The organism is Roseateles asaccharophilus, from assembly GCF_031458115.1.
In the GTDB taxonomy this organism is placed as follows: Bacteria; Pseudomonadota; Gammaproteobacteria; order Burkholderiales; family Burkholderiaceae_C; genus Pelomonas; species Pelomonas asaccharophilus_A.
This window is the reverse complement of sequence record NZ_JAVDXV010000006.1, coordinates 88046-105281: the sequence shown is the minus strand read 5'-3', so window position 1 is coordinate 105281 and position 17236 is coordinate 88046. Positions and strand designations below refer to the sequence as shown.

At 66.8% G+C, this 17236-nt stretch carries 19 protein-coding genes; 11 read left to right on the top strand and 8 right to left on the bottom strand.

The annotated features are described in order from the left end of the window. Nucleotides 1-59: 59 nt before the first annotated feature. Together J2X21_RS15770 and J2X21_RS15765 are read left to right on the top strand one after the other, a co-directional pair. Nucleotides 60-992, top strand: a complete 933-nt coding sequence (locus tag J2X21_RS15770; protein ID WP_310330191.1) for a GGDEF domain-containing protein — start codon at nucleotides 60-62, stop codon at nucleotides 990-992. A gap of 115 nt (nucleotides 993-1107) precedes the next feature. Then, nucleotides 1108-1380 carry a flagellar basal body rod protein gene (locus J2X21_RS15765; RefSeq protein WP_310330190.1) on the top strand — a complete coding sequence of 91 codons (273 nt, stop codon included), beginning with the start codon at nucleotides 1108-1110 and terminating at the stop codon, nucleotides 1378-1380. Between the two features lie 54 nt (nucleotides 1381-1434). On the opposite strand, the gene J2X21_RS15760 is transcribed toward J2X21_RS15765, so the two are convergent. The 7 genes from J2X21_RS15760 to J2X21_RS15730 form a co-directional block, all read right to left on the bottom strand. Next, nucleotides 1435-1812, bottom strand: a complete 378-nt coding sequence (locus tag J2X21_RS15760; protein ID WP_310330188.1) for a ribbon-helix-helix domain-containing protein — start codon at nucleotides 1810-1812, stop codon at nucleotides 1435-1437. A 35-nt stretch (nucleotides 1813-1847) separates the two neighbouring features. Then, complete coding sequence (locus J2X21_RS15755) at nucleotides 1848-2426, bottom strand: DJ-1/PfpI family protein (protein ID WP_310330187.1); 579 nt, start codon at nucleotides 2424-2426, stop codon at nucleotides 1848-1850. 133 nt (nucleotides 2427-2559) lie between these two features. Next, nucleotides 2560-5151, bottom strand: a complete 2592-nt coding sequence (gene acnB / locus J2X21_RS15750) for a bifunctional aconitate hydratase 2/2-methylisocitrate dehydratase (RefSeq protein WP_310330185.1) — start codon at nucleotides 5149-5151, stop codon at nucleotides 2560-2562. Nucleotides 5152-5189: 38 nt separating this feature from the next. Next, nucleotides 5190-5609, bottom strand: a complete 420-nt coding sequence (locus J2X21_RS15745) for a type II toxin-antitoxin system VapC family toxin (RefSeq protein ID WP_310330183.1) — start codon at nucleotides 5607-5609, stop codon at nucleotides 5190-5192. After that, nucleotides 5606-5869, bottom strand: a complete 264-nt coding sequence (locus tag J2X21_RS15740) for an AbrB/MazE/SpoVT family DNA-binding domain-containing protein (RefSeq protein ID WP_310330181.1) — start codon at nucleotides 5867-5869, stop codon at nucleotides 5606-5608. The genes J2X21_RS15745 and J2X21_RS15740 overlap by 4 nt, the downstream gene beginning before the upstream one ends. A gap of 118 nt (nucleotides 5870-5987) precedes the next feature. After that, nucleotides 5988-6590, bottom strand: a complete 603-nt coding sequence (locus tag J2X21_RS15735) for a hypothetical protein (protein ID WP_310330180.1) — start codon at nucleotides 6588-6590, stop codon at nucleotides 5988-5990. A gap of 117 nt (nucleotides 6591-6707) precedes the next feature. After that, nucleotides 6708-7709, bottom strand: coding sequence for an HpcH/HpaI aldolase/citrate lyase family protein (locus tag J2X21_RS15730; RefSeq protein ID WP_310330178.1), 1002 nt, complete (start codon nucleotides 7707-7709; stop codon nucleotides 6708-6710). 95 nt (nucleotides 7710-7804) lie between these two features. On the opposite strand from J2X21_RS15730, the gene J2X21_RS15725 reads away from it, so the two are divergent. Further along, nucleotides 7805-9370: a methyl-accepting chemotaxis protein gene (locus tag J2X21_RS15725; protein ID WP_310330176.1), complete on the top strand. Its 1566-nt coding sequence runs from the start codon at nucleotides 7805-7807 to the stop codon at nucleotides 9368-9370. A 57-nt stretch (nucleotides 9371-9427) separates the two neighbouring features. Here J2X21_RS15725 and J2X21_RS15720 read toward each other — a convergent pair whose 3' ends face one another. Further along, nucleotides 9428-10414, bottom strand: coding sequence for a malate dehydrogenase (locus J2X21_RS15720; RefSeq protein ID WP_310330174.1), 987 nt, complete (start codon nucleotides 10412-10414; stop codon nucleotides 9428-9430). A 79-nt stretch (nucleotides 10415-10493) separates the two neighbouring features. Between J2X21_RS15720 and J2X21_RS15715 the strand changes: the two genes are divergently transcribed. The 8 genes from J2X21_RS15715 to J2X21_RS15680 all read left to right on the top strand — a co-directional run bounded on the left by J2X21_RS15715 (nucleotide 10494) and on the right by J2X21_RS15680 (nucleotide 17223). Further along, the gene (locus tag J2X21_RS15715; RefSeq protein WP_310330171.1) at nucleotides 10494-11222 is read left to right on the top strand and encodes a GntR family transcriptional regulator; all 729 of its coding nucleotides are present in this window, start codon (nucleotides 10494-10496) and stop codon (nucleotides 11220-11222) included. A gap of 93 nt (nucleotides 11223-11315) precedes the next feature. Then, nucleotides 11316-11744: a succinate dehydrogenase, cytochrome b556 subunit gene (gene sdhC, locus J2X21_RS15710; protein WP_310330170.1), complete on the top strand. Its 429-nt coding sequence runs from the start codon at nucleotides 11316-11318 to the stop codon at nucleotides 11742-11744. 22 nt (nucleotides 11745-11766) lie between these two features. Then, nucleotides 11767-12126 carry a succinate dehydrogenase, hydrophobic membrane anchor protein gene (sdhD, locus tag J2X21_RS15705; RefSeq protein WP_310330169.1) on the top strand — a complete coding sequence of 120 codons (360 nt, stop codon included), beginning with the start codon at nucleotides 11767-11769 and terminating at the stop codon, nucleotides 12124-12126. Between the two features lies 1 nt (nucleotide 12127). Beyond that, nucleotides 12128-13909 (top strand): succinate dehydrogenase flavoprotein subunit, encoded by a 1782-nt coding sequence (gene sdhA / locus J2X21_RS15700; RefSeq protein WP_310330168.1) that lies wholly within the window; start codon nucleotides 12128-12130, stop codon nucleotides 13907-13909. 16 nt (nucleotides 13910-13925) lie between these two features. Further along, the gene (locus J2X21_RS15695; protein WP_310330167.1) at nucleotides 13926-14627 is read left to right on the top strand and encodes a succinate dehydrogenase iron-sulfur subunit; all 702 of its coding nucleotides are present in this window, start codon (nucleotides 13926-13928) and stop codon (nucleotides 14625-14627) included. A 4-nt stretch (nucleotides 14628-14631) separates the two neighbouring features. Continuing rightward, nucleotides 14632-14904 carry an FAD assembly factor SdhE gene (locus J2X21_RS15690; protein WP_310330166.1) on the top strand — a complete coding sequence of 91 codons (273 nt, stop codon included), beginning with the start codon at nucleotides 14632-14634 and terminating at the stop codon, nucleotides 14902-14904. 29 nt (nucleotides 14905-14933) lie between these two features. Further along, entirely contained in the window at nucleotides 14934-16244 is a 1311-nt protein-coding gene (gltA, locus tag J2X21_RS15685; protein ID WP_310330165.1) for a citrate synthase, read from the top strand. 61 nt (nucleotides 16245-16305) lie between these two features. Continuing rightward, nucleotides 16306-17223: a ribokinase gene (locus J2X21_RS15680; protein WP_310330163.1), complete on the top strand. Its 918-nt coding sequence runs from the start codon at nucleotides 16306-16308 to the stop codon at nucleotides 17221-17223. The last annotated feature ends 13 nt before the right edge of the window (nucleotides 17224-17236 follow it).

Genomic DNA, 17236 nt, shown 5'->3' with positions numbered 1-17236 from the left:
ATGGCCGAAAGCCGGCAGTCCTGCGATAGTCGGGCCTAGAAGAGAGACCAGGAGACCTCATGAGCAGCGCTGCCAACACCCCCGCTGAAGATCCCACCGGAGCCCGCCTGCGTGCGCTGCTGGTGCGCGCCCCCACCGCCGTCGCTTTCGTGTCCGGTGAGCGCTTTGAGGTCGTCAGCGAGGAGTTCAACCACCTGTTCGGCTTCGGCGACGACACCGACCTGACGGGTCAGGCCACGCGTGCCGTCCATACGACAGACCTGGCGCACGCCGGCCTGCACGAGCGCGCCGCTGCGGCCTTCACCGCCGGCCGGCCGCTGGACGAAGAGATCGAGTACGTGAAGCGAGACGGCCATCGCTTCTGGGGCCGCCTGCAGGCCTCGCCGCTGAACTGGGAGTCGCCCACGGCCGAAGCGCTGTGGATCGTCGAGGACGTGACCGCCGCGCGCGCGCAGCGTCTGCAGCCGACCTGGACCGCCAAGCACGACACCGTCACCGAACTGGCCAACCGCCGCGAGTTCGAGCGCCGCCTGGCCGAGCACGTGGGCAGCCGCCGCGGCGACCCGGTGTCGGTGCTGTGGCTGGACGTCGACAAGTTCAGCGACGTCGTCAAGGACATGGGCGCCGAGGTGGGTGACCATTTCCTGTACGGCCTGGGGCAGATGCTGATCGGCAAGGTGCGCGCGTCCGACCTCGTCGCGCGGCTGGAGGAAGACCATTTCGCCATCCTGCTGCCCGACTGCGACGCCCATTACGCACAGATCATTGCCGAGAAGATCCGCGCCGCCGTGGCCGCCTACCGGCTGCGCTGGGGTCTGCACCGCACGCGCGTGAAGGCGTCGGTGGGCGTGGTGCAGATCCAGGCCACGCTGACCACCGTGGACGCCGTGCTGGGCGGCGCCTCGCTGGCCTGCACCGAGGCCAAGGCGGCCGGCGGCGACAGCGTCCGCGTGTTCGTTCCCGCGGGCGGCTACGAGGAATTGGCGGGCTGATTTCACGTTTGGTGACGCCGCAAACGCCGGAGATGCGGCTTTTTTTGCGGTTTGTTCTAAAGTTCAGGTCAGCGCGGTCGATGTAACGGCCAGCGCTCCCGCACACTGAACCCCCATGAACGTCGCCGTCTCCACCGCCCTGTCCGGCATCTCTGCCGCGAACGAGCGCCTGCGCGCGTCGGCGTCCAACATCGCCAACCTGGCGACCACCAACCAATCCCGCCCCAGCGTCGAGCCGACCAACGTCGACAAGGTGCCCGAGCGCGAGATCAACCCGGCCAACGAGGTTGTGGAACAGCAGTCTGCGGCCTATGCGTTTGTGGCCAACCTGAAGGTGTTGCAGACGCAGATCAACACCACGGGCGCACTGCTGGATATCAAGGCCTGAGCGGCCTACCCCATGCGAAAGCGGCCCGTGGGCCGCTTTTTTCATGCCGCAACTTCAGGACTTCTCGACCCGCATGGGCTGTCGGGCCCAGCTTCCGGGCAGGTCGCGCAGCACGGCCTGGGCATCCAGCGAACGGATCGGCACGGCCAGATCGTTGGGAATGCGCTGGTGCGCGAGCAGCGCCATGTAACGCAGCGCCGACACACGCAGGAAGGACGCGAAGTTGCCGACCGCGCCGCGTGCCTGCACCAGCTCGTCGTGCAGCCTCTCGATGAGTTGCACGACGCTCAGGCCGTCGCGCGCTGCAATCTCCTCCAGCACCTCCCAGTGCAGGTTCTCCAGACGGATGCTGGTGATCACGCCGTGCAGCCGCACCGAGCGCGTGCGCGACTCGTAGGACTCCGGGTTGGCGCTGACGAAGACCTCGCACATGGCTCACCTCCTCGCGGCATTCTGCGACACAGGCATCAGTGGCTGATGCGGGTTCCCAGCACGGCCAGGAACTGGGCGATCCACGCCGGGTGCGCGGGCCAGGCGGGTGCGGTGACGAGGTTGCTATCGGTGACGGCCTGGTCCACGGGGATGTTGGCGTAGCTGGCGCCCGCCAGTTCCACTTCAGCCGCGCAGGCCGGGTAGGCCGAGACCTTCCTGCCACGGATGACGCCGGCCGCCGCCAGCAGTTGTGCGCCGTGGCAGATGGCGGCGATGGGCTTGCCGGCCTTGGCGAAGTGCTGCACCAGCGGCAGCACGCCGGCCACGGTGCGCAGGTACTCGGGAGCGCGCCCACCGGGGATCACGAGGCCGTCGTACTCGGTGGGCTGTACGGCATCGAAGCTGGCGTTCAGCGTGAAGCGGTGGCCGGGCTTTTCCGAGTAGGTCTGCGCACCTTCGAAGTCATGGATGGCGGTGAACACGAAGTCGCCCGCCTGCTTGCCGGGGCAGACCGCATCGACGTGGTGTCCGACGGCCAGCAAGGCCTGGAAGGGCACCATGATTTCGTAGTCTTCGACATAGTCGCCAGCCAGCAGCAATAGCTTCTTGCCCATGCGTGTCTCCTTGTGGTGGAGCGGCGATTCTGGGAAGGGCTGGGGGCGGGTGGGTAACAGCGGGCTGTTTGTGGGGGTCAAGAAAAAGCCCGCCGGGCTTGCGCGCGGCGGGCTGTCTGTGGGGCCTTCAGGCTCAGGCCGTCACTGCCTTGGCGGCTTCCGCGTACTCCTCGATCTGGTCGAAGTTCATGTACCGGTAGACGCTGGCCTTGTCCGCGTCGATGACACCCATCTCCTTCAGGTACTCCTCCTTGGTCGGCAGGCGACCCAGGCGGGACGCGATGGCTGCCAGTTCCGCCGAGCCCAGGAACACATTGGTGTTCTTGCCCAGGCGGTTGGGGAAGTTGCGGGTGGAGGTGGAGATGACGGTGGCACCTTCACGCACTTGCGCTTGGTTGCCCATGCACAGCGAGCAGCCCGGCATCTCGGTGCGCGCACCGGCCGTGCCGAAGGCGGCGTAGTGGCCCTCCTTGATCAGCTCGCTCTGGTCCATCTTGGTCGGCGGGGCGACCCACAGCTTGACCGGGATGTCGCGCTGGCCGCCCAGCAGCTTGGCCGCGGCGCGGAAGTGGCCGATGTTGGTCATGCACGAGCCGATGAAGGCTTCATCGATCTTGGTGCCGGCGACTTCGGACAGGAACTTGGCGTCGTCCGGGTCGTTGGGGCAGCAGACGATGGGTTCCTTGATGTCGGCCAGGTCGATCTCGATGACGTGGGCGTACTCGGCATCCTTGTCGGCTTCCAGCAGGTCGGGCTTGGCCAGCCAGGCTTCGACCTTCTCGATGCGGCGCTGCAGCGTCTTCGCGTCGGCATAGCCGTCGGCGATCATGTTCTTCATCAGCACGATGTTGCTGGTGAGGTACTCCTTGATCGGCTCGGGGTTCAGCTTGATCGTGCAGCCAGCGGCCGAGCGCTCAGCCGAAGCGTCGCTCAGCTCGAACGCTTGCTCGACCTTCAGGTCAGGCAGGCCTTCGATTTCCAGGATGCGTCCCGAGAAGGCGTTCTTCTTGCCGGCCTTGGCCACGGTCAGCAGACCGGCCTTGATGGCGTACAGCGGAATGGCATGCACGAGGTCGCGCAGCGTCACGCCGGGCTGCATCTCGCCCTTGAAGCGCACCAGCACCGATTCGGGCATGTCCAGCGGCATCACGCCGGTGGCGGCGCCGAAGGCCACGAGGCCAGAACCGGCGGGGAAGCTGATGCCGATGGGGAAGCGGGTGTGCGAGTCGCCGCCAGTGCCGACGGTGTCGGGCAGCAGCAGGCGGTTCAGCCACGAGTGGATGACGCCGTCACCCGGACGCAGGGCCACGCCGCCGCGGTTGCTGATGAAGGCAGGTAGCTCGCGGTGGGTCTTCACGTCCACCGGCTTGGGGTAGGCAGCCGTGTGGCAGAAGGACTGCATGACCATGTCGGCCGAGAAGCCCAGGCAGGCCAGGTCCTTCAGCTCGTCGCGGGTCATCGGGCCAGTCGTGTCTTGCGAGCCCACCGTGGTCATCTTGGGTTCGCAATACGTGCCCGGACGCACGCCCTGGCCTTCCGGCAGGCCGACGGCGCGGCCGACCATCTTCTGGGCCAGCGTGAAGCCGGCCTTGGATTCGGCGGGCGCCTGCGGCAGGCGGAACTGCGTGGAGGCGGGCAAGCCCAGGAACTCACGCGCCTTGGCGGTCAGCGAACGGCCGATGATGAGGTTGATGCGGCCGCCGGCGCGCACTTCGTCGAACAGCACATCGCTCTTGAGCTTGAACTCGGCGACGGTCTCGGTGCCCTTCACGAGCTTGCCTTCATAGGGCAGCACGTCGATGACGTCGCCCATCTCCAGCTTGGACACGTCCACCTCGATGGGCAGCGAGCCGGAGTCTTCCTGCGTGTTGAAGAAGATGGGGGCGATCTTGCCGCCCAGCGTCACGCCGCCGAAGCGCTTGTTCGGCACGAAGGGGATGTCCTGGCCGGTGGCCCAGATGACCGAGTTGGTGGCGGACTTGCGCGAAGAACCGGTGCCGACGACGTCGCCGACATAGGCGACGAGGTGGCCCTTCTTCTTCAGGTCCTCGATGAACTGCATCGGGCCCCGCTTGCCGTCTTCCTCGGGCTTGAAGGCCGCGTCGGAGCGCGTGTTCTTCAGCATGGCGAGGTAGTGCAGGGGGATGTCCGGGCGGCTCCACGCATCGGGGGCGGGCGACAGGTCGTCGGTGTTGGTTTCGCCGGGCACCTTGAACACGGTGACGGTGATCTTCTTGGCGACTTCAGGGCGGCTCGTGAACCACTCGGCGTCGGCCCACGACTGCATCACTTCCTTGGCCTTGGCGTTGCCCGCCTTGGCCTTGGTGGCGACGTCGTTGAAGTAGTCGAACATCAGCAGCGTCTTCTTCAGGCCGTCGGCGGCCACGCCGGCGACGTCGGCGTCGTCCAGCAGCTCGATCAGCGGATGCACGTTGTAGCCGCCCACCATGGTGCCCAGCAGCTCGGTGGCCTTGGCCTTGGAGATCAGGCCGACGGCGATGTCGCCGTGCGCGACGGCGGCCAGGAACGAGGCCTTGACCTTGGCGGCGTCGTCCACGCCCGGGGGCACGCGGTGGGTCAGCAGGTCCAGCAGGAAGGCGTCTTCACCGGCCGGCGGGTTCTTGATCAGCTCGATCAGTTCGGCGACCTGCTTGGCGTCCAGCGCGAGAGGAGGGATGCCGAGGGCGGCGCGCTCGGCGGTGTGTTGGCGGTAGGCTGACAGCATGGGGGGACTCCTGGGAAGAAAGCGGGGACGAAGAGCGTTCAGGCCTTGGGCGCGATGACGCGCAGGCCCTTGAAGTAGTCACGGAAGAAACCCGCGTCGCGGGTGATCAGGCCCTGGCATTGCAACAGTGCGTGGGCGCCGATGAGGAAATCGGGGACGGTGCGCTTGATGTCCTGCGGCGTCGCGCTGGCGGCCAGGCGCTGGCGGTAGCGGCGCTGCATTTCGCCGGCCCGCAGCGCGGCACGCAGCTCCAGTGGCGAAAAGCCGATGCCGATGGCCTCCAGCGTTTCCAGCACGATGTCGCTGTGACCCAGACCCGCCACCACCTCGCTGACGACCACCTCGCAGGCCACCACCGGACCGGTGGACAGCGCGCCGCGCAGCAGCTGCTCGGCCTCGTCCGCAGACGGGCCGTCGCCGATGTAGTCGACGAGGATGGACGTGTCGACGGCGATCATGCCGACTCGTCGGACGGCGGCGGGTAGGGGTCGCCGGGCGCGCGGCCGCGCAGTTCGCGCATCACGTCATCGGTGGTGACGCCGGGCGGCAGCTTGATGCGGCCGCGCATCTTGGACAGCGCATCGCCGACGTCCTTGCGCAGGATGATGCGGCCGCCGTCCAGCTCGACCTTGAGCGTCGTGCCCTTGGTCAGGCCCAAGGCGTCTCTTACGGCTTTGGGCAGCGTGATCTGCCCGCGTTCGGCAACGGTGGCTTCCATGGCGCCTCCAGCGGCTGGGTCGTCGCGGAGGCGGCGGCTCAGGTATGCATCAGAAAGTATGTATTCATTCTACATACCCGAGCTGGAGGTTTTCAAGCCAGATGACCCGTGGGCCGGATCACTTGCCGCTGGGCGTGATACCCAGGCTGCTGCGTGCGGCCGCGGCGGCTTCTGCCTCGGGGTCGGCGATCTTGGCGGCCTTGGCGGCTTCCATCAGCTTGGTCTGTTCGGGGTGGATGCATTCGTCCAGCAGGCGCTGGCCGATCTTGGTGTCCAGCAACATGGACTTGTTGGCGATCTGGATCATCAGCGTGCGGCCAGTGACGTCTTCCAGGCGCAGCGCGCCGGTGGACGACAGCACGGGCTTCATCGTGATGCGGTGCTTCTTCCACATGACGTCGACATAACCGGCCATCTTGGGATGTTTGGCGATGTGCACCGTCTCCTTGAACTCGCAGCTGTAGTCGCCCAGGTAGGCGCGCTCGGCCGCGGCCAGCTGGGCTTCGTCGGCATCCACCAGCACGGGCTCGGGGGGCGGCGGCGGGGTGGTCTTCTTGGCTACGGCCTTGGTGGCGGGCTTGGGCGCTGGCTTGGCAGGCGCCGGCTTGGCGGCGGCGGGCTTGGTGGCAGCCGGCTTGGGTGCCGGCGCCTGGGCGAGTGCGGGCAGGGCGGCGCAAAGGATCAGGGCAGCGGCGCTGCCGCGGAGCGAAGGAAACAGCATCGAGGGGTGGGGGGAAGGGGTGGAAAAGGGCGGCGCATGATGGCCGCAAAGCGGCCGCGCATCCGTGAGCAGATGTAGGGATTGTCGAGCGCCGCCCAGGGGCGGCAGGCCCGTGCTTTACCCGATGGATGCTGGGAAAAACGCGCGCCGCGCGTCGGCCGGCAGCTCGCGCCCGGTGCGCTGGGCGCGCTCCAGCACGGTCCAGAAATAGCGATAGCTGGCGCGGTCGTGCAATCGATCACGGAAGGACGTGGGTGCCCAATGCGCGGCCTGTGCGGCCAGCAGCAGGTCGGCCGCTTCGACGATCTCGTCCGCGGCCGGTGCGAAGGCCTCGATGATGGGGCGGATCTGGTCCGGGTGGATGCTCCACATGCGCGTGTAGCCGAACTCGCGGGCAGCCCGGCGTGCGGCGGCCGAGAGACGCTCGGCGTCGCGGAACTCGGTGACCACGCAATGCGACGGCGTCTTGCCGTAAGCATGCGCGGCCGCGGCGATCTCCAGCTTGGCGCGCACGACCAGCGGGTGCTCGAACTGGCCCGGCAGTTCCATCGCCGTCTTCGGGATCGCGCCGCCATGCGCGGACACGAAATCCATCAGCCCGAAGGACAGTGATTCGATGCGCGGGTGAGCGGCGATGCGGAATACGTCGCGCAGCGCGCCGTGCGTTTCGATGAGCACCTGCAGCGGCAGCTTCGGCTGGCCGTGGCGCTCGCAGGCCGCGTCGATGGCGGCGACGGCTCGCTCCACATCGTCGGCGCCGTCGGGCTTGGGGATCATCAGATAGGCCAGCCGCGAGCCGGCCTTGGCGATCAGCGTGTCCACGTCGGCCTCGAAGGCGGGGTGGCCCCAGGGGTGGGCGCGGGCGCCCACGCGGCCGAAGCGGTTGGCGGCGCTGGCAGCCAGCTCGGCGATCAGCAGCGCATGCTCGGCCTCGCCGCCCACCGGCGCGCCGTCCTCGGCGTCCAGCGTGATGTCGAACACCGGACCCAGCTCGGCCTGCAGCGCCAGGCTCTTGCGCATGCGGGCCTCGACACCGCAGTAGTGGTCGACGACCGGAAGCGTCGGCCGCGGGGCCTCGTGACTGAACAAGGCGGCGTGCGGATGCAAAAGCGTGGTCATGGCGCCACTTTACCGAGCCGAGGGCGAGCAATCTGCACTGTTGCGCGAGCCGTGTCCGTGCCAGCATCGCCGCACAACAACATCTGGAGACATCCATGTTGCAGCTTGAATCCCTCAGCTGTGCGCGGCGTCTGGCCCTTCAAACGCTGGGTGCGGTGGTCGGCGTGCTGCTCGTCGCGGGCTTTCTTCTGTACTCCGAGCGCGCGCTCATCATGAACGAGCGCCAGGCCGCCGTGCGGCAGGCCGTGGAGACGGCGCATGGCGTGGTGGCGCATTTCCACGCACAGGTGGCTGCGGGCAAGCTGCCCGACGCCGACGCGAAGACGGCCGCGATGGCCGCGGTGAAGGCCTTGCGCTACAGCGGCAACGAATATTTCTGGATCAACGACATGACGCCGCTCATGGTCATGCACCCCATCAAGCCGGAGCTGGACGGCAAGCCGCTGACGGAAAGCAAGGACCCCACGGGCAAGCCGCTGTTCGTCGCGATGGTGGACATCGTCAAGGCGAAGGAAGCGGGTTTCCTGCCCTATATGTGGCCCAAGCCGGGCAGCGAGCAGCCGGTGCTGAAAGTGTCGTACGTGAAGGGCTTCAAGCCCTGGGGCTGGATCATCGGCTCGGGCGTCTATGTGGACACGGTCAATGACGCCGTCATCCAGCGCGCCTGGAAGGTGGGCCTGGGCGTGCTGGCGCTGGTGGGCGTGCTGCTGGCGTTGGGCTTGGCGATCACGCGCAGCATCACGAAGCAGCTGGGCGGCGAGCCGGCGCAGGTCAATGCCATCACGCGTGAGCTGGCGCAGGGCGACCTCAGCGTGGACATCCCCATCCAGGCCGGCGATCAGGCCAGCGTCATGCAGGGCGTGAAGGCCATGCGCGACAGCATGGCCAGCATCGTGCAGCAGGTGCGCGACGGCTCGGAGTCGGTGGCCAACGCCAGCTCGGAGATCGCGTCGGGCAACCAGGACCTGAGCGCGCGCACCGAGAGCCAGGCCAGCGCGCTGCAGCAGACGGCCGCCTCCATGGACGAGCTGGGCGCGACGGTGCGCAACAACGTCGACAACGCGCAGCAGGCCAACCAGCTGGCGCAGGCCGCGTCCACGGTGGCCAGCGAGGGCGGGCAGGTGGTGCGCCAGGTGGTCGAGACCATGAAGGGCATCGACGACAGCTCGCGCCGCATCGGCGACATCATCTCGGTCATCGACGGCATCGCATTCCAGACCAACATCCTGGCGCTGAACGCGGCCGTGGAAGCCGCGCGTGCGGGTGAGCAGGGCCGCGGCTTCGCGGTCGTGGCGGGCGAGGTGCGCTCGCTGGCCGGCCGCAGCGCCGAGGCGGCGCGCGAGATCAAGCAGCTGATCACGCAGAGCATGGAGCGCGTGGGCCGCGGCAATCAGCTCGTCGACCAGGCGGGCGAGACGATGGAGAAAGTCGTCAGCAGCATCCAGCGCGTGACCGACATCATGGGCGAGATCAGCTCGTCCAGCGCCGAGCAGAGCTCCGGCGTCAGCCAAGTGGGTGCCGCGGTCACGCAGATGGATCAGGCCACGCAGCAGAACGCCGCGATGGTAGAGGAGATGGCCGCCGCCGCCGCCGGCCTGCGCTCGCAGGCGCAGCAGCTGGTGCAGACGGTCTCAACCTTCAGGCTGCCGGCCTCACGCTGAACGGCGCGGCCATGAAAAAGGCCTCCCGCGGGAGGCCTTTGCTTTTGCCGGAACGGCTTACAGCAGGTGCTTGACGCCGTCCTGCTCGTCCGTCAGTTCCTTCAGCGTCTTGTTGATGCACTCCTGCGAGAACTCGTCGATCGCAATGCCTTCGACGATCTTGTACTCGCCGCCTTCGCAGGTGACGGGGTAGCCGAACATGACGTCCTTGGGGATGCCGTACTCGCCGTTGGACGGGATGCCCATCGTGACCCACTTGCCGTTGGTGCCCAGGGCCCAGTCGCGCATGTGGTCGATGGCGGCGTTGGCGGCCGAGGCGGCCGACGACAGGCCGCGGGCGGCAATGATGGCGGCGCCACGCTTGCCGACGGTGGGCAGGAACACTTCACGGTTCCACTGCTCGTCGTTGATCAGGTCCTTGACCGATTGCCCGTCGATGGTTGCGTTGCGGTAGTCGGCGTACATCGTGGGCGAGTGGTTGCCCCACACGGCCAGCTTCTCGATGCCGGCAACGGCCTTGCCGGTCTTGGCGGCGATCTGCGAAGCGGCGCGGTTGTGGTCCAGGCGCAGCATGGCGGTGAAGTTCTTGCGCGGCAGGTCCGGCGCCGACTTCATCGCGATGTAGGCGTTGGTGTTGGCGGGGTTGCCCACCACCAGCACGCGCACGTTGCGCGAGGCCACGGCGTTCAGGGCCTTGCCCTGCACGGTGAAGATCTGGGCGTTGGCGGCCAGCAGGTCGGCGCGCTCCATGCCGGGGCCACGGGGGCGGGCGCCGACCAGCAGGGCGTAGTCGGTGTCCTTGAAGGCGGTCATCGGGTCGCTGTGGGCCTCGATGCCGGCCAGCAGCGGGAAGGCGCAGTCTTCGAGTTCCATGATCACGCCCTTCAGCGCGTTCTGAGCCTTCTCGTCGGGGATTTCCAACAGCTGCAGGATGACGGGCTGGTCCTTGCCCAGCATTTCGCCGGAGGCGATGCGGAACAGCAGGGCGTAGCCGATCTGGCCGGCAGCGCCGGTGACGGCGACGCGAACGGGTTTCTTGCTCATGGAGGTCTCCGAGGGGCAGTTGAAAAGTCTGGGGCGAATCCCGTCAAGTGTACGGGGTGGCCTGTGCTGCAATGGGTCCATGCCCCCAAGCAAGCCCAGGTCTCCCGCACCGCTTTACGAGCAGATCCGCCAGCTCATCGTGGCCGCGCTGGCCGCTGGCGAGTGGCGTCCGGGTGACGCCCTGCCCAGCGAGGCCGCGCTGGCGCAACGCTTCGGTGCCAGCCCTGGCACGGTGCGGCGCGCGATGGACGAGCTGGCGGCTGAACATATCGTCGAGCGACGACAGGGCAGCGGCACTTTCGTGCCCACGCACGCGGCGCCGCGCCAGCAGTTCCGCTTCCTGCGACTCGTGGCGGACGACGAGGCCGAGGGCTTCACCCGCGAGCTGCTGGGCTGCCGGCGCCTGCGCGCCAGTGCCGAGGTGGCGCGTGCGCTGGGGCTGCGCACCTCCGAGCCCGTCATCGAGGTGCGCCGATTGCTACACCGTCGTGGCCGACCCGTCGTGCTTGATGAACTTTGGCTTGCGGAACGGCATTTTGAGGGATTGACCGCAGAAGTGATGGCGAGGCACCCGGGCACGCTGTATGCGCTGTTCGAGACGCGTTTCGGCGTGCACATGGTGCGCGCCGAGGAAAAGCTGCGCGCGGTAGCGGCCACGCCCGAGGCCGCGCAGTTGCTGCAGGTGTCCCCGGGGGAGCCGTTGCTCAGCGTGGAGCGGCTGGCCTTCACCTACGGCGACCGCCCGGTCGAGCTGCGCCGGGGCCTCTACTACACCAGCAGCGACCATTACCGCAACGAGTTGAACTGAAACTGACGATGGCGCGGTGCAGCAAAGTGCAATGGTCGGGTTAACGCATGGCTCTAGAATCGTTTGGTTTCACCCCGATTACGCAGGTTCGATATGACGGATAGCGCCAAGACAAGACCCGTATACAGAAATATTCACGTCACCCAGATCGTCAGCTACCGTCTCCCGCCCGCGGGCATCGTCTCCATCCTGCATCGCATCAGCGGCCTGCTGATGTTCCTGCTGCTGCCCTTCGTGGTGTGGATGCTGGACGCCAGCCTGACGTCCGAGATCTCCTACGACAGCTTCACCAACGTGTTCGCCGCCGGTTACGGCGTGCTGCCGGCCTGGTTCATCAAGCTGGTCACGCTGGGCCTGATCTGGGGCTATCTGCACCACTTCATCGCCGGCGTGCGGCACCTGTGGATGGATGCCACGCACAGCGTCAGCAAGGCCCAGGGCCACAACTCGGCGCTGGTCACCCTCGTGCTGAGCGTGCTGCTGACGCTGGTGGTCGGCGCCAAGCTGTTCGGTCTGTACTGAGCCCCAAGAAAGGACAACAACAATGAGCACTTTCGGCTCCAAGCGCATCGTCGTCGGTGCGCACTACGGCCTGCGCGACTGGCTCGCGCAGCGCGTCACGGCCGTGCTGATGGCCTTGTTCACCGTTGCGGTGCTGGCCCGTTTCGTCATGCCCGGTGAACTGGGCTACGACCACTGGTACCAGGTCTTCGCGCCGCAGTGGATGAAGGTCCTGACCTTTGTGGCCATCCTGTCGTTGACGTACCACGCCTGGGTCGGCGTGCGCGACATCTGGATGGACTACGTGAAGCCGGTGGGCATCCGCCTGGCCCTGCAAGTGTTTTCGATCGTGTGGCTGCTCGGCTGTGCCGGTTGGGCAATCCAGGTGCTGTGGAGACTGTGAGATGACGGCAAAGACAACTGGAAAAATCGCGACCCGCAAGTTCGACGTGGTCATCGTCGGGGCCGGTGGCTCCGGGATGCGCGCCTCCCTGCAGCTGGCGCTGGCCGGCCTGAACGTGGCCGTGCTCTCCAAGGTCTTCCCGACCCGCTCGCACACCGTCGCTGCGCAAGGCGGCATCGGCGCCTCGCTGGGCAACATGAGCGAGGACAACTGGCACTACCACTTCTTCGACACCGTCAAGGGTTCGGACTGGCTCGGTGACCAGGACGCCATCGAGTTCATGTGCCGTGAAGCGCCCAAGGTCGTCTACGAGCTCGAGCACTTCGGCATGCCGTTCGACCGCAATGCCGACGGCACCATCTACCAGCGCCCCTTCGGCGGCCACACCGCCAACTACGGCGAGAAGCCCGTGCAGCGCGCCTGCGCCGCGGCCGACCGCACCGGCCACGCGCTGTTGCACACGCTGTACCAGCAGAACGTGCGCGCCCGCACACAGTTCTTCGTCGAGTGGATGGCGCTGGACATCATCCGCGACGCCGAAGGCGATGCCGTCGGCGTGACCGCGCTGGAGATGGAGACCGGTGAGGTCCACATCCTGCACGCCAAGACCGTGTTGCTGGCCACCGGCGGTGCCGGCCGCATCTTCGCGGCCTCGACCAACGCCTTCATCAACACCGGTGATGGCCTGGGCATGGCGGCGCGCGCCGGCATCCCGCTGGAAGACATGGAGTTCTGGCAGTTCCACCCGACCGGCGTGGCCGGCGCGGGCGTGCTGCTGACCGAAGGCTGCCGCGGCGAAGGCGCGATCCTGCGCAACAGCAACGGCGAGCGCTTCATGGAGCGCTATGCCCCGACGCTGAAGGACCTGGCGCCGCGTGACTTCGTCTCCCGCTCGATGGACCAGGAGATCAAGGAAGGTCGCGGCTGCGGTCCCAACAAGGACTACGTGTTGCTGGACATGACCCACCTGGGTGCCGAGACCATCGCCAAGCGCCTGCCGTCGGTGCTGGAGATCGGCCACAACTTCGCCAACGTCGACATCACGAAGGAACCCATTCCTGTCGTGCCGACCATCCACTACCAGATGGGTGGCATTCCGACGAATGTGCATGGCCAGGTCGTCATCCCGAAGAACGGCAAGCACAACGACATCATCAACGGCCTCTACGCCGTGGGCGAGTGCTCGTGCGTGAGCGTGCACGGCGCCAACCGCCTGGGCACCAACTCGCTGCTGGACCTGATCGTGTTCGGCCGCGCCGCCGGCAACCACATCGTCGATTTCAACCTCAAGACGAAGTCGCACAAGGACCTGCCCAAGGACGCCGCCGACAAGACGCTGGCCCGTCTGGCGCGCCTGGAATCGGCCACCGATGGCGAGTACGCGCAGAACATCGCCAACGACATCCGCTCGACGATGCAGAAGCATGCCGGCGTGTTCCGCACGCAGGCGTCCATGGACGAAGGCGTCGCCAAGATCAAGGAAGTCGCCAAGCGCGTCGGTGGCATCGGCCTGAAGGACAAGTCCAAGGTCTTCAACACCGAGCGTGTCGAGGCGCTGGAAGTTGAGAACCTCATCGAAGCCGCGCAGGCCACGATGATCTCCGCGGCCGCCCGCCCCGAGAGCCGTGGTGCCCACGCGCACAACGACTACCCGAACCGCGACGACGCGAACTGGATGAAGCACACGCTGTGGTACTCCGAAGGCAACCGCCTGGACTACAAGCCGGTCAATCTCCAGCCGCTGACGGTTGAGTCTGTTCCGCCGAAGGTGCGGACGTTCTAAGCACAAAGAGCAAGACATGAAGCGCACCTTCCAGATCTACCGCTACGACCCCGACAAGGACGCCAAGCCCTACATGCAGACCCTCGAGATCGAACTCGACGGTCACGAGCGCATGCTGCTGGACGCCCTGGTCAAGCTGAAGGCCGTGGACCCGACGCTGTCCTTCCGCCGCTCCTGCCGTGAAGGCGTGTGCGGCTCGGACGCGATGAACATCAACGGCAAGAACGGCCTGGCCTGCCTGACCAACATGCGGACGCTGCCCGGCACCATCGTGCTGAAGCCGCTGCCGGGCCTGCCCGTCGTGCGCGACCTCATCGTCGACATGACGCAGTTCTTCAAGCAGTACCACTCGATCAAGCCGTATCTGGTCAACGAGAATCCGCCGCCCGAGAAGGAGCGCCTGCAGTCGCCCGTCGAGCGCGAGGAGCTGGACGGCCTGTACGAGTGCATCCTGTGCGCGAGCTGCTCCACGAGCTGCCCCAGCTTCTGGTGGAACCCCGACAAGTTCGTAGGCCCCGCCGGCCTGCTGCAGGCCTACCGCTTCATCGCTGACAGCCGCGACGAAGCCACGGCTGAGCGCCTGGACAACCTCGAAGACCCGTACCGCTTGTTCCGTTGCCACACCATCATGAACTGCGTGGATGTCTGCCCCAAGGGCCTGAACCCCACGAAGGCCATCGGCAAGATCAAGGAACTGATGGTCCGCCGCGCCGTCTGACGACATGACTGAAGTGATGGTCCCGATGATCGACGAACGCGCGCTGTCCAAGCTGCGCTGGCGCTGCCGTCGGGGCCTGCTTGAGAACGACTTGTTCATCGAGCGCTTCTTCGCCCGCAAGGGCGAGCAGGTCAGCGTCACCGAGGCCGAAGGCCTCACGGCGCTGATGGACCTGTCCGACAACGACCTTCTCGACCTGTTACTGCGCCGCAAGGAACCCAGTGGTGAAATCGACACCGCTGCGGTGCGCGAGGTTCTCGCCGAGCTGCGCACCTGAACCGCTTTCAAAACCCTAAGGACTGCACCATGACCCCGTCCGACGTCAAAGCCACCCTGTCGTTCTCCGACGGCAGCCCCTCGATGGACCTGCCGCTCTACAAGGGCAGCATCGGTCCGGATGTCATCGACATCCGCAAGCTGTACGCGCAGACCGGCAAGTTCACGTACGACCCCGGCTTCCTGTCGACGGCCTCGTGCAACTCCACCATCACCTACATCGATGGCGACAAGGGCGAGCTGCTGTATCGCGGCTACCCCATCGAGCAGCTCGCTGTGAACTGCGACTACCTCGAGACCTGCTACCTGCTGCTGTACGGAGAGCTGCCGAACGAAAGCCAGAAGGCCGAGTTCGAGAACAAGGTCATGCACCACACGATGGTGAATGAGCAGATGCAGTTCTTCCTGCGCGGCTTCCGCCGTGACGCCCACCCGATGGCCGTCATGACGGGCCTGGTGGGCGCGATGTCTTCGTTCTATCACGACAGCACGGACATCAATAACCCCGAGCACCGCGAGATCTCGGCGATCCGTCTGATTGCCAAGATGCCCACGCTGGTGGCCATGGCCTACAAGTACACGATCGGCCAGCCCTACATCTATCCGCAGAACGACCTGAGCTACGCCGGCAACTTCATGCGCATGATGTTCGCCACGCCATGCGAGGAGTACAAGCCCAACGACGTGCTGGTGCGCGCGATGGACCGCATCTTCACGCTGCACGCCGACCATGAGCAGAACGCGTCGACGTCGACCGTGCGCCTGTGCGGTTCGTCGGGCACCAACCCGTTCGCGGCCATCGCGGCCGGCGTGGCCTGCCTGTGGGGGCCCGCTCACGGCGGCGCCAACGAGGCCTGCCTGAACATGCTGGGCGACATCCAGAAGAACGGTGGCGTGGCCCGCATCGGCGACTTCATCAGCAAGGTCAAGGACAAGAACTCCGGCGTCAAGCTGATGGGTTTCGGTCACCGCGTCTACAAGAACTACGACCCGCGCGCCAAGCTGATGCGCGAGACCTGCCACGAGGTGCTGAACGAGCTGGGCCTGCAGAACGACCCGCTGTTCGAGCTGGCCATGAAGCTGGAGAAGATTGCGCTGGAAGACGACTACTTCGTCGCCCGCAAGCTGTACCCGAACGTGGACTTCTACTCGGGCATCGTGCAGCGCGCCATCGGCATCCCCGTGCCGCTGTTCACCGCCATCTTCGCGCTGGCCCGTACGGTCGGCTGGATCGCCCAGCTCAATGAGATGATCGGCGACCCCGAGTACAAGATCGGCCGCCCGCGCCAGCTGTTCGTCGGCGCCGCACCGCGCGACGTCAAGCCCATCGGCCAGCGCTGATCCGCTCTAGCCTGACGCGAACCCCTCGGCCTACCGAGGGGTTTTTTCATTTGGAGACCTGATGTCCGTTGCTGAGATCCTCGTCCTGGGTAGCGTCAACCGCGACCTCATCGTGCACGCGCCGCGGCTGCCGTTGCCGGGCGAGACGCTGCGCGGCCAGCGCTTTGGCTCCTGCCTGGGCGGCAAGGGGGCCAACCAGGCGGTGGCGTCGGCGCGGCTGGGCGCCAAGGTGGCGCTGGCCGCCCGCGTGGGCCTGCTGGAGAACGGCGCGGCCATGGTCGAGCAGTTGAAGGGCGAGGGCGTCGACACGCGCGCCATCGCCCAGCCCGCCGACGAGGTGCCGGGTGTTGCGCTCATCGTCGTGGGCGCCGAGGACGCGGAGAACCAGATCGTCACCGTCGCCGGATCGAACGGCACGCTGCCGCTGGCGCAGGTGGAGGCGCTGGAACTGGCGGGCCTGCGCTGGCTGGTGGCGCAGCAGGAGCTGCCGCTGGAAAGCATTGCCCGGGCCTTCGAGCGGGCTCATGCCGCGGGCGTGAAGACGCTGCTGAATGCGGCGCCCTATCGGCCCGGCTGCGAGAGCCTGCTGCCGCGGGTCGACCTGCTGGTCGTCAACGCGCTGGAGGCGCAGGCCCTGGTCACGACGCTTGGTGGCGGTGCGGCTGAACCCGAGGCGCTGGCCCAGACGCTGCGCGCCAAGGGCCCATCGGCCGTGCTGGTGTCGTTGGGCGCCGAAGGCCTGTGCTGGGTTGATGCGCAAGGCACGCGCCGTGTGCCTGCGCGGCGCGTGAAGGCGGTGGACACCGTGGGCGCCGGCGACACGCTGGTTGGCGCGCTGGTCACCGCACTGGCCGAAGGCCAGGCCATCGAAAATGCACTGAGCTTCGCCCAAGCCGCCGCGGCCATCGCCGTGTCGCGGGCCGGTGTGCAGGATGCGATGCCGCATCGAGACGAAGTCGAGCAACTGCTCAAGAACTGAATCCCACAAGGAG

What these genes read in the sequence shown, in the direction of transcription:
- J2X21_RS15730 (WP_310330178.1), bottom strand. Translation starts at nt 7,709, where the DNA reads ATGACCACGCTTTTGCATCCGCACGCCGCCTTGTTCAGTCACGAGGCC.
- J2X21_RS15690 (WP_310330166.1), top strand. Translation starts at nt 14,632, where the DNA reads ATGACTGAAGTGATGGTCCCGATGATCGACGAACGCGCGCTGTCCAAG.
- sdhC (WP_310330170.1), top strand. Translation starts at nt 11,316, where the DNA reads ATGACGGATAGCGCCAAGACAAGACCCGTATACAGAAATATTCACGTC.
- J2X21_RS15735 (WP_310330180.1), bottom strand. Translation starts at nt 6,590, where the DNA reads ATGCTGTTTCCTTCGCTCCGCGGCAGCGCCGCTGCCCTGATCCTTTGC.
- J2X21_RS15745 (WP_310330183.1), bottom strand. Translation starts at nt 5,609, where the DNA reads ATGATCGCCGTCGACACGTCCATCCTCGTCGACTACATCGGCGACGGC.
- J2X21_RS15720 (WP_310330174.1), bottom strand. Translation starts at nt 10,414, where the DNA reads ATGAGCAAGAAACCCGTTCGCGTCGCCGTCACCGGCGCTGCCGGCCAG.
- sdhA (WP_310330168.1), top strand. Translation starts at nt 12,128, where the DNA reads ATGACGGCAAAGACAACTGGAAAAATCGCGACCCGCAAGTTCGACGTG.
- gltA (WP_310330165.1), top strand. Translation starts at nt 14,934, where the DNA reads ATGACCCCGTCCGACGTCAAAGCCACCCTGTCGTTCTCCGACGGCAGC.
- J2X21_RS15760 (WP_310330188.1), bottom strand. Translation starts at nt 1,812, where the DNA reads ATGTGCGAGGTCTTCGTCAGCGCCAACCCGGAGTCCTACGAGTCGCGC.
- J2X21_RS15740 (WP_310330181.1), bottom strand. Translation starts at nt 5,869, where the DNA reads ATGGAAGCCACCGTTGCCGAACGCGGGCAGATCACGCTGCCCAAAGCC.
- J2X21_RS15765 (WP_310330190.1), top strand. Translation starts at nt 1,108, where the DNA reads ATGAACGTCGCCGTCTCCACCGCCCTGTCCGGCATCTCTGCCGCGAAC.
- J2X21_RS15770 (WP_310330191.1), top strand. Translation starts at nt 60, where the DNA reads ATGAGCAGCGCTGCCAACACCCCCGCTGAAGATCCCACCGGAGCCCGC.
- sdhD (WP_310330169.1), top strand. Translation starts at nt 11,767, where the DNA reads ATGAGCACTTTCGGCTCCAAGCGCATCGTCGTCGGTGCGCACTACGGC.
- J2X21_RS15680 (WP_310330163.1), top strand. Translation starts at nt 16,306, where the DNA reads ATGTCCGTTGCTGAGATCCTCGTCCTGGGTAGCGTCAACCGCGACCTC.
- J2X21_RS15715 (WP_310330171.1), top strand. Translation starts at nt 10,494, where the DNA reads ATGCCCCCAAGCAAGCCCAGGTCTCCCGCACCGCTTTACGAGCAGATC.
- acnB (WP_310330185.1), bottom strand. Translation starts at nt 5,151, where the DNA reads ATGCTGTCAGCCTACCGCCAACACACCGCCGAGCGCGCCGCCCTCGGC.
- J2X21_RS15725 (WP_310330176.1), top strand. Translation starts at nt 7,805, where the DNA reads ATGTTGCAGCTTGAATCCCTCAGCTGTGCGCGGCGTCTGGCCCTTCAA.
- J2X21_RS15755 (WP_310330187.1), bottom strand. Translation starts at nt 2,426, where the DNA reads ATGGGCAAGAAGCTATTGCTGCTGGCTGGCGACTATGTCGAAGACTAC.
- J2X21_RS15695 (WP_310330167.1), top strand. Translation starts at nt 13,926, where the DNA reads ATGAAGCGCACCTTCCAGATCTACCGCTACGACCCCGACAAGGACGCC.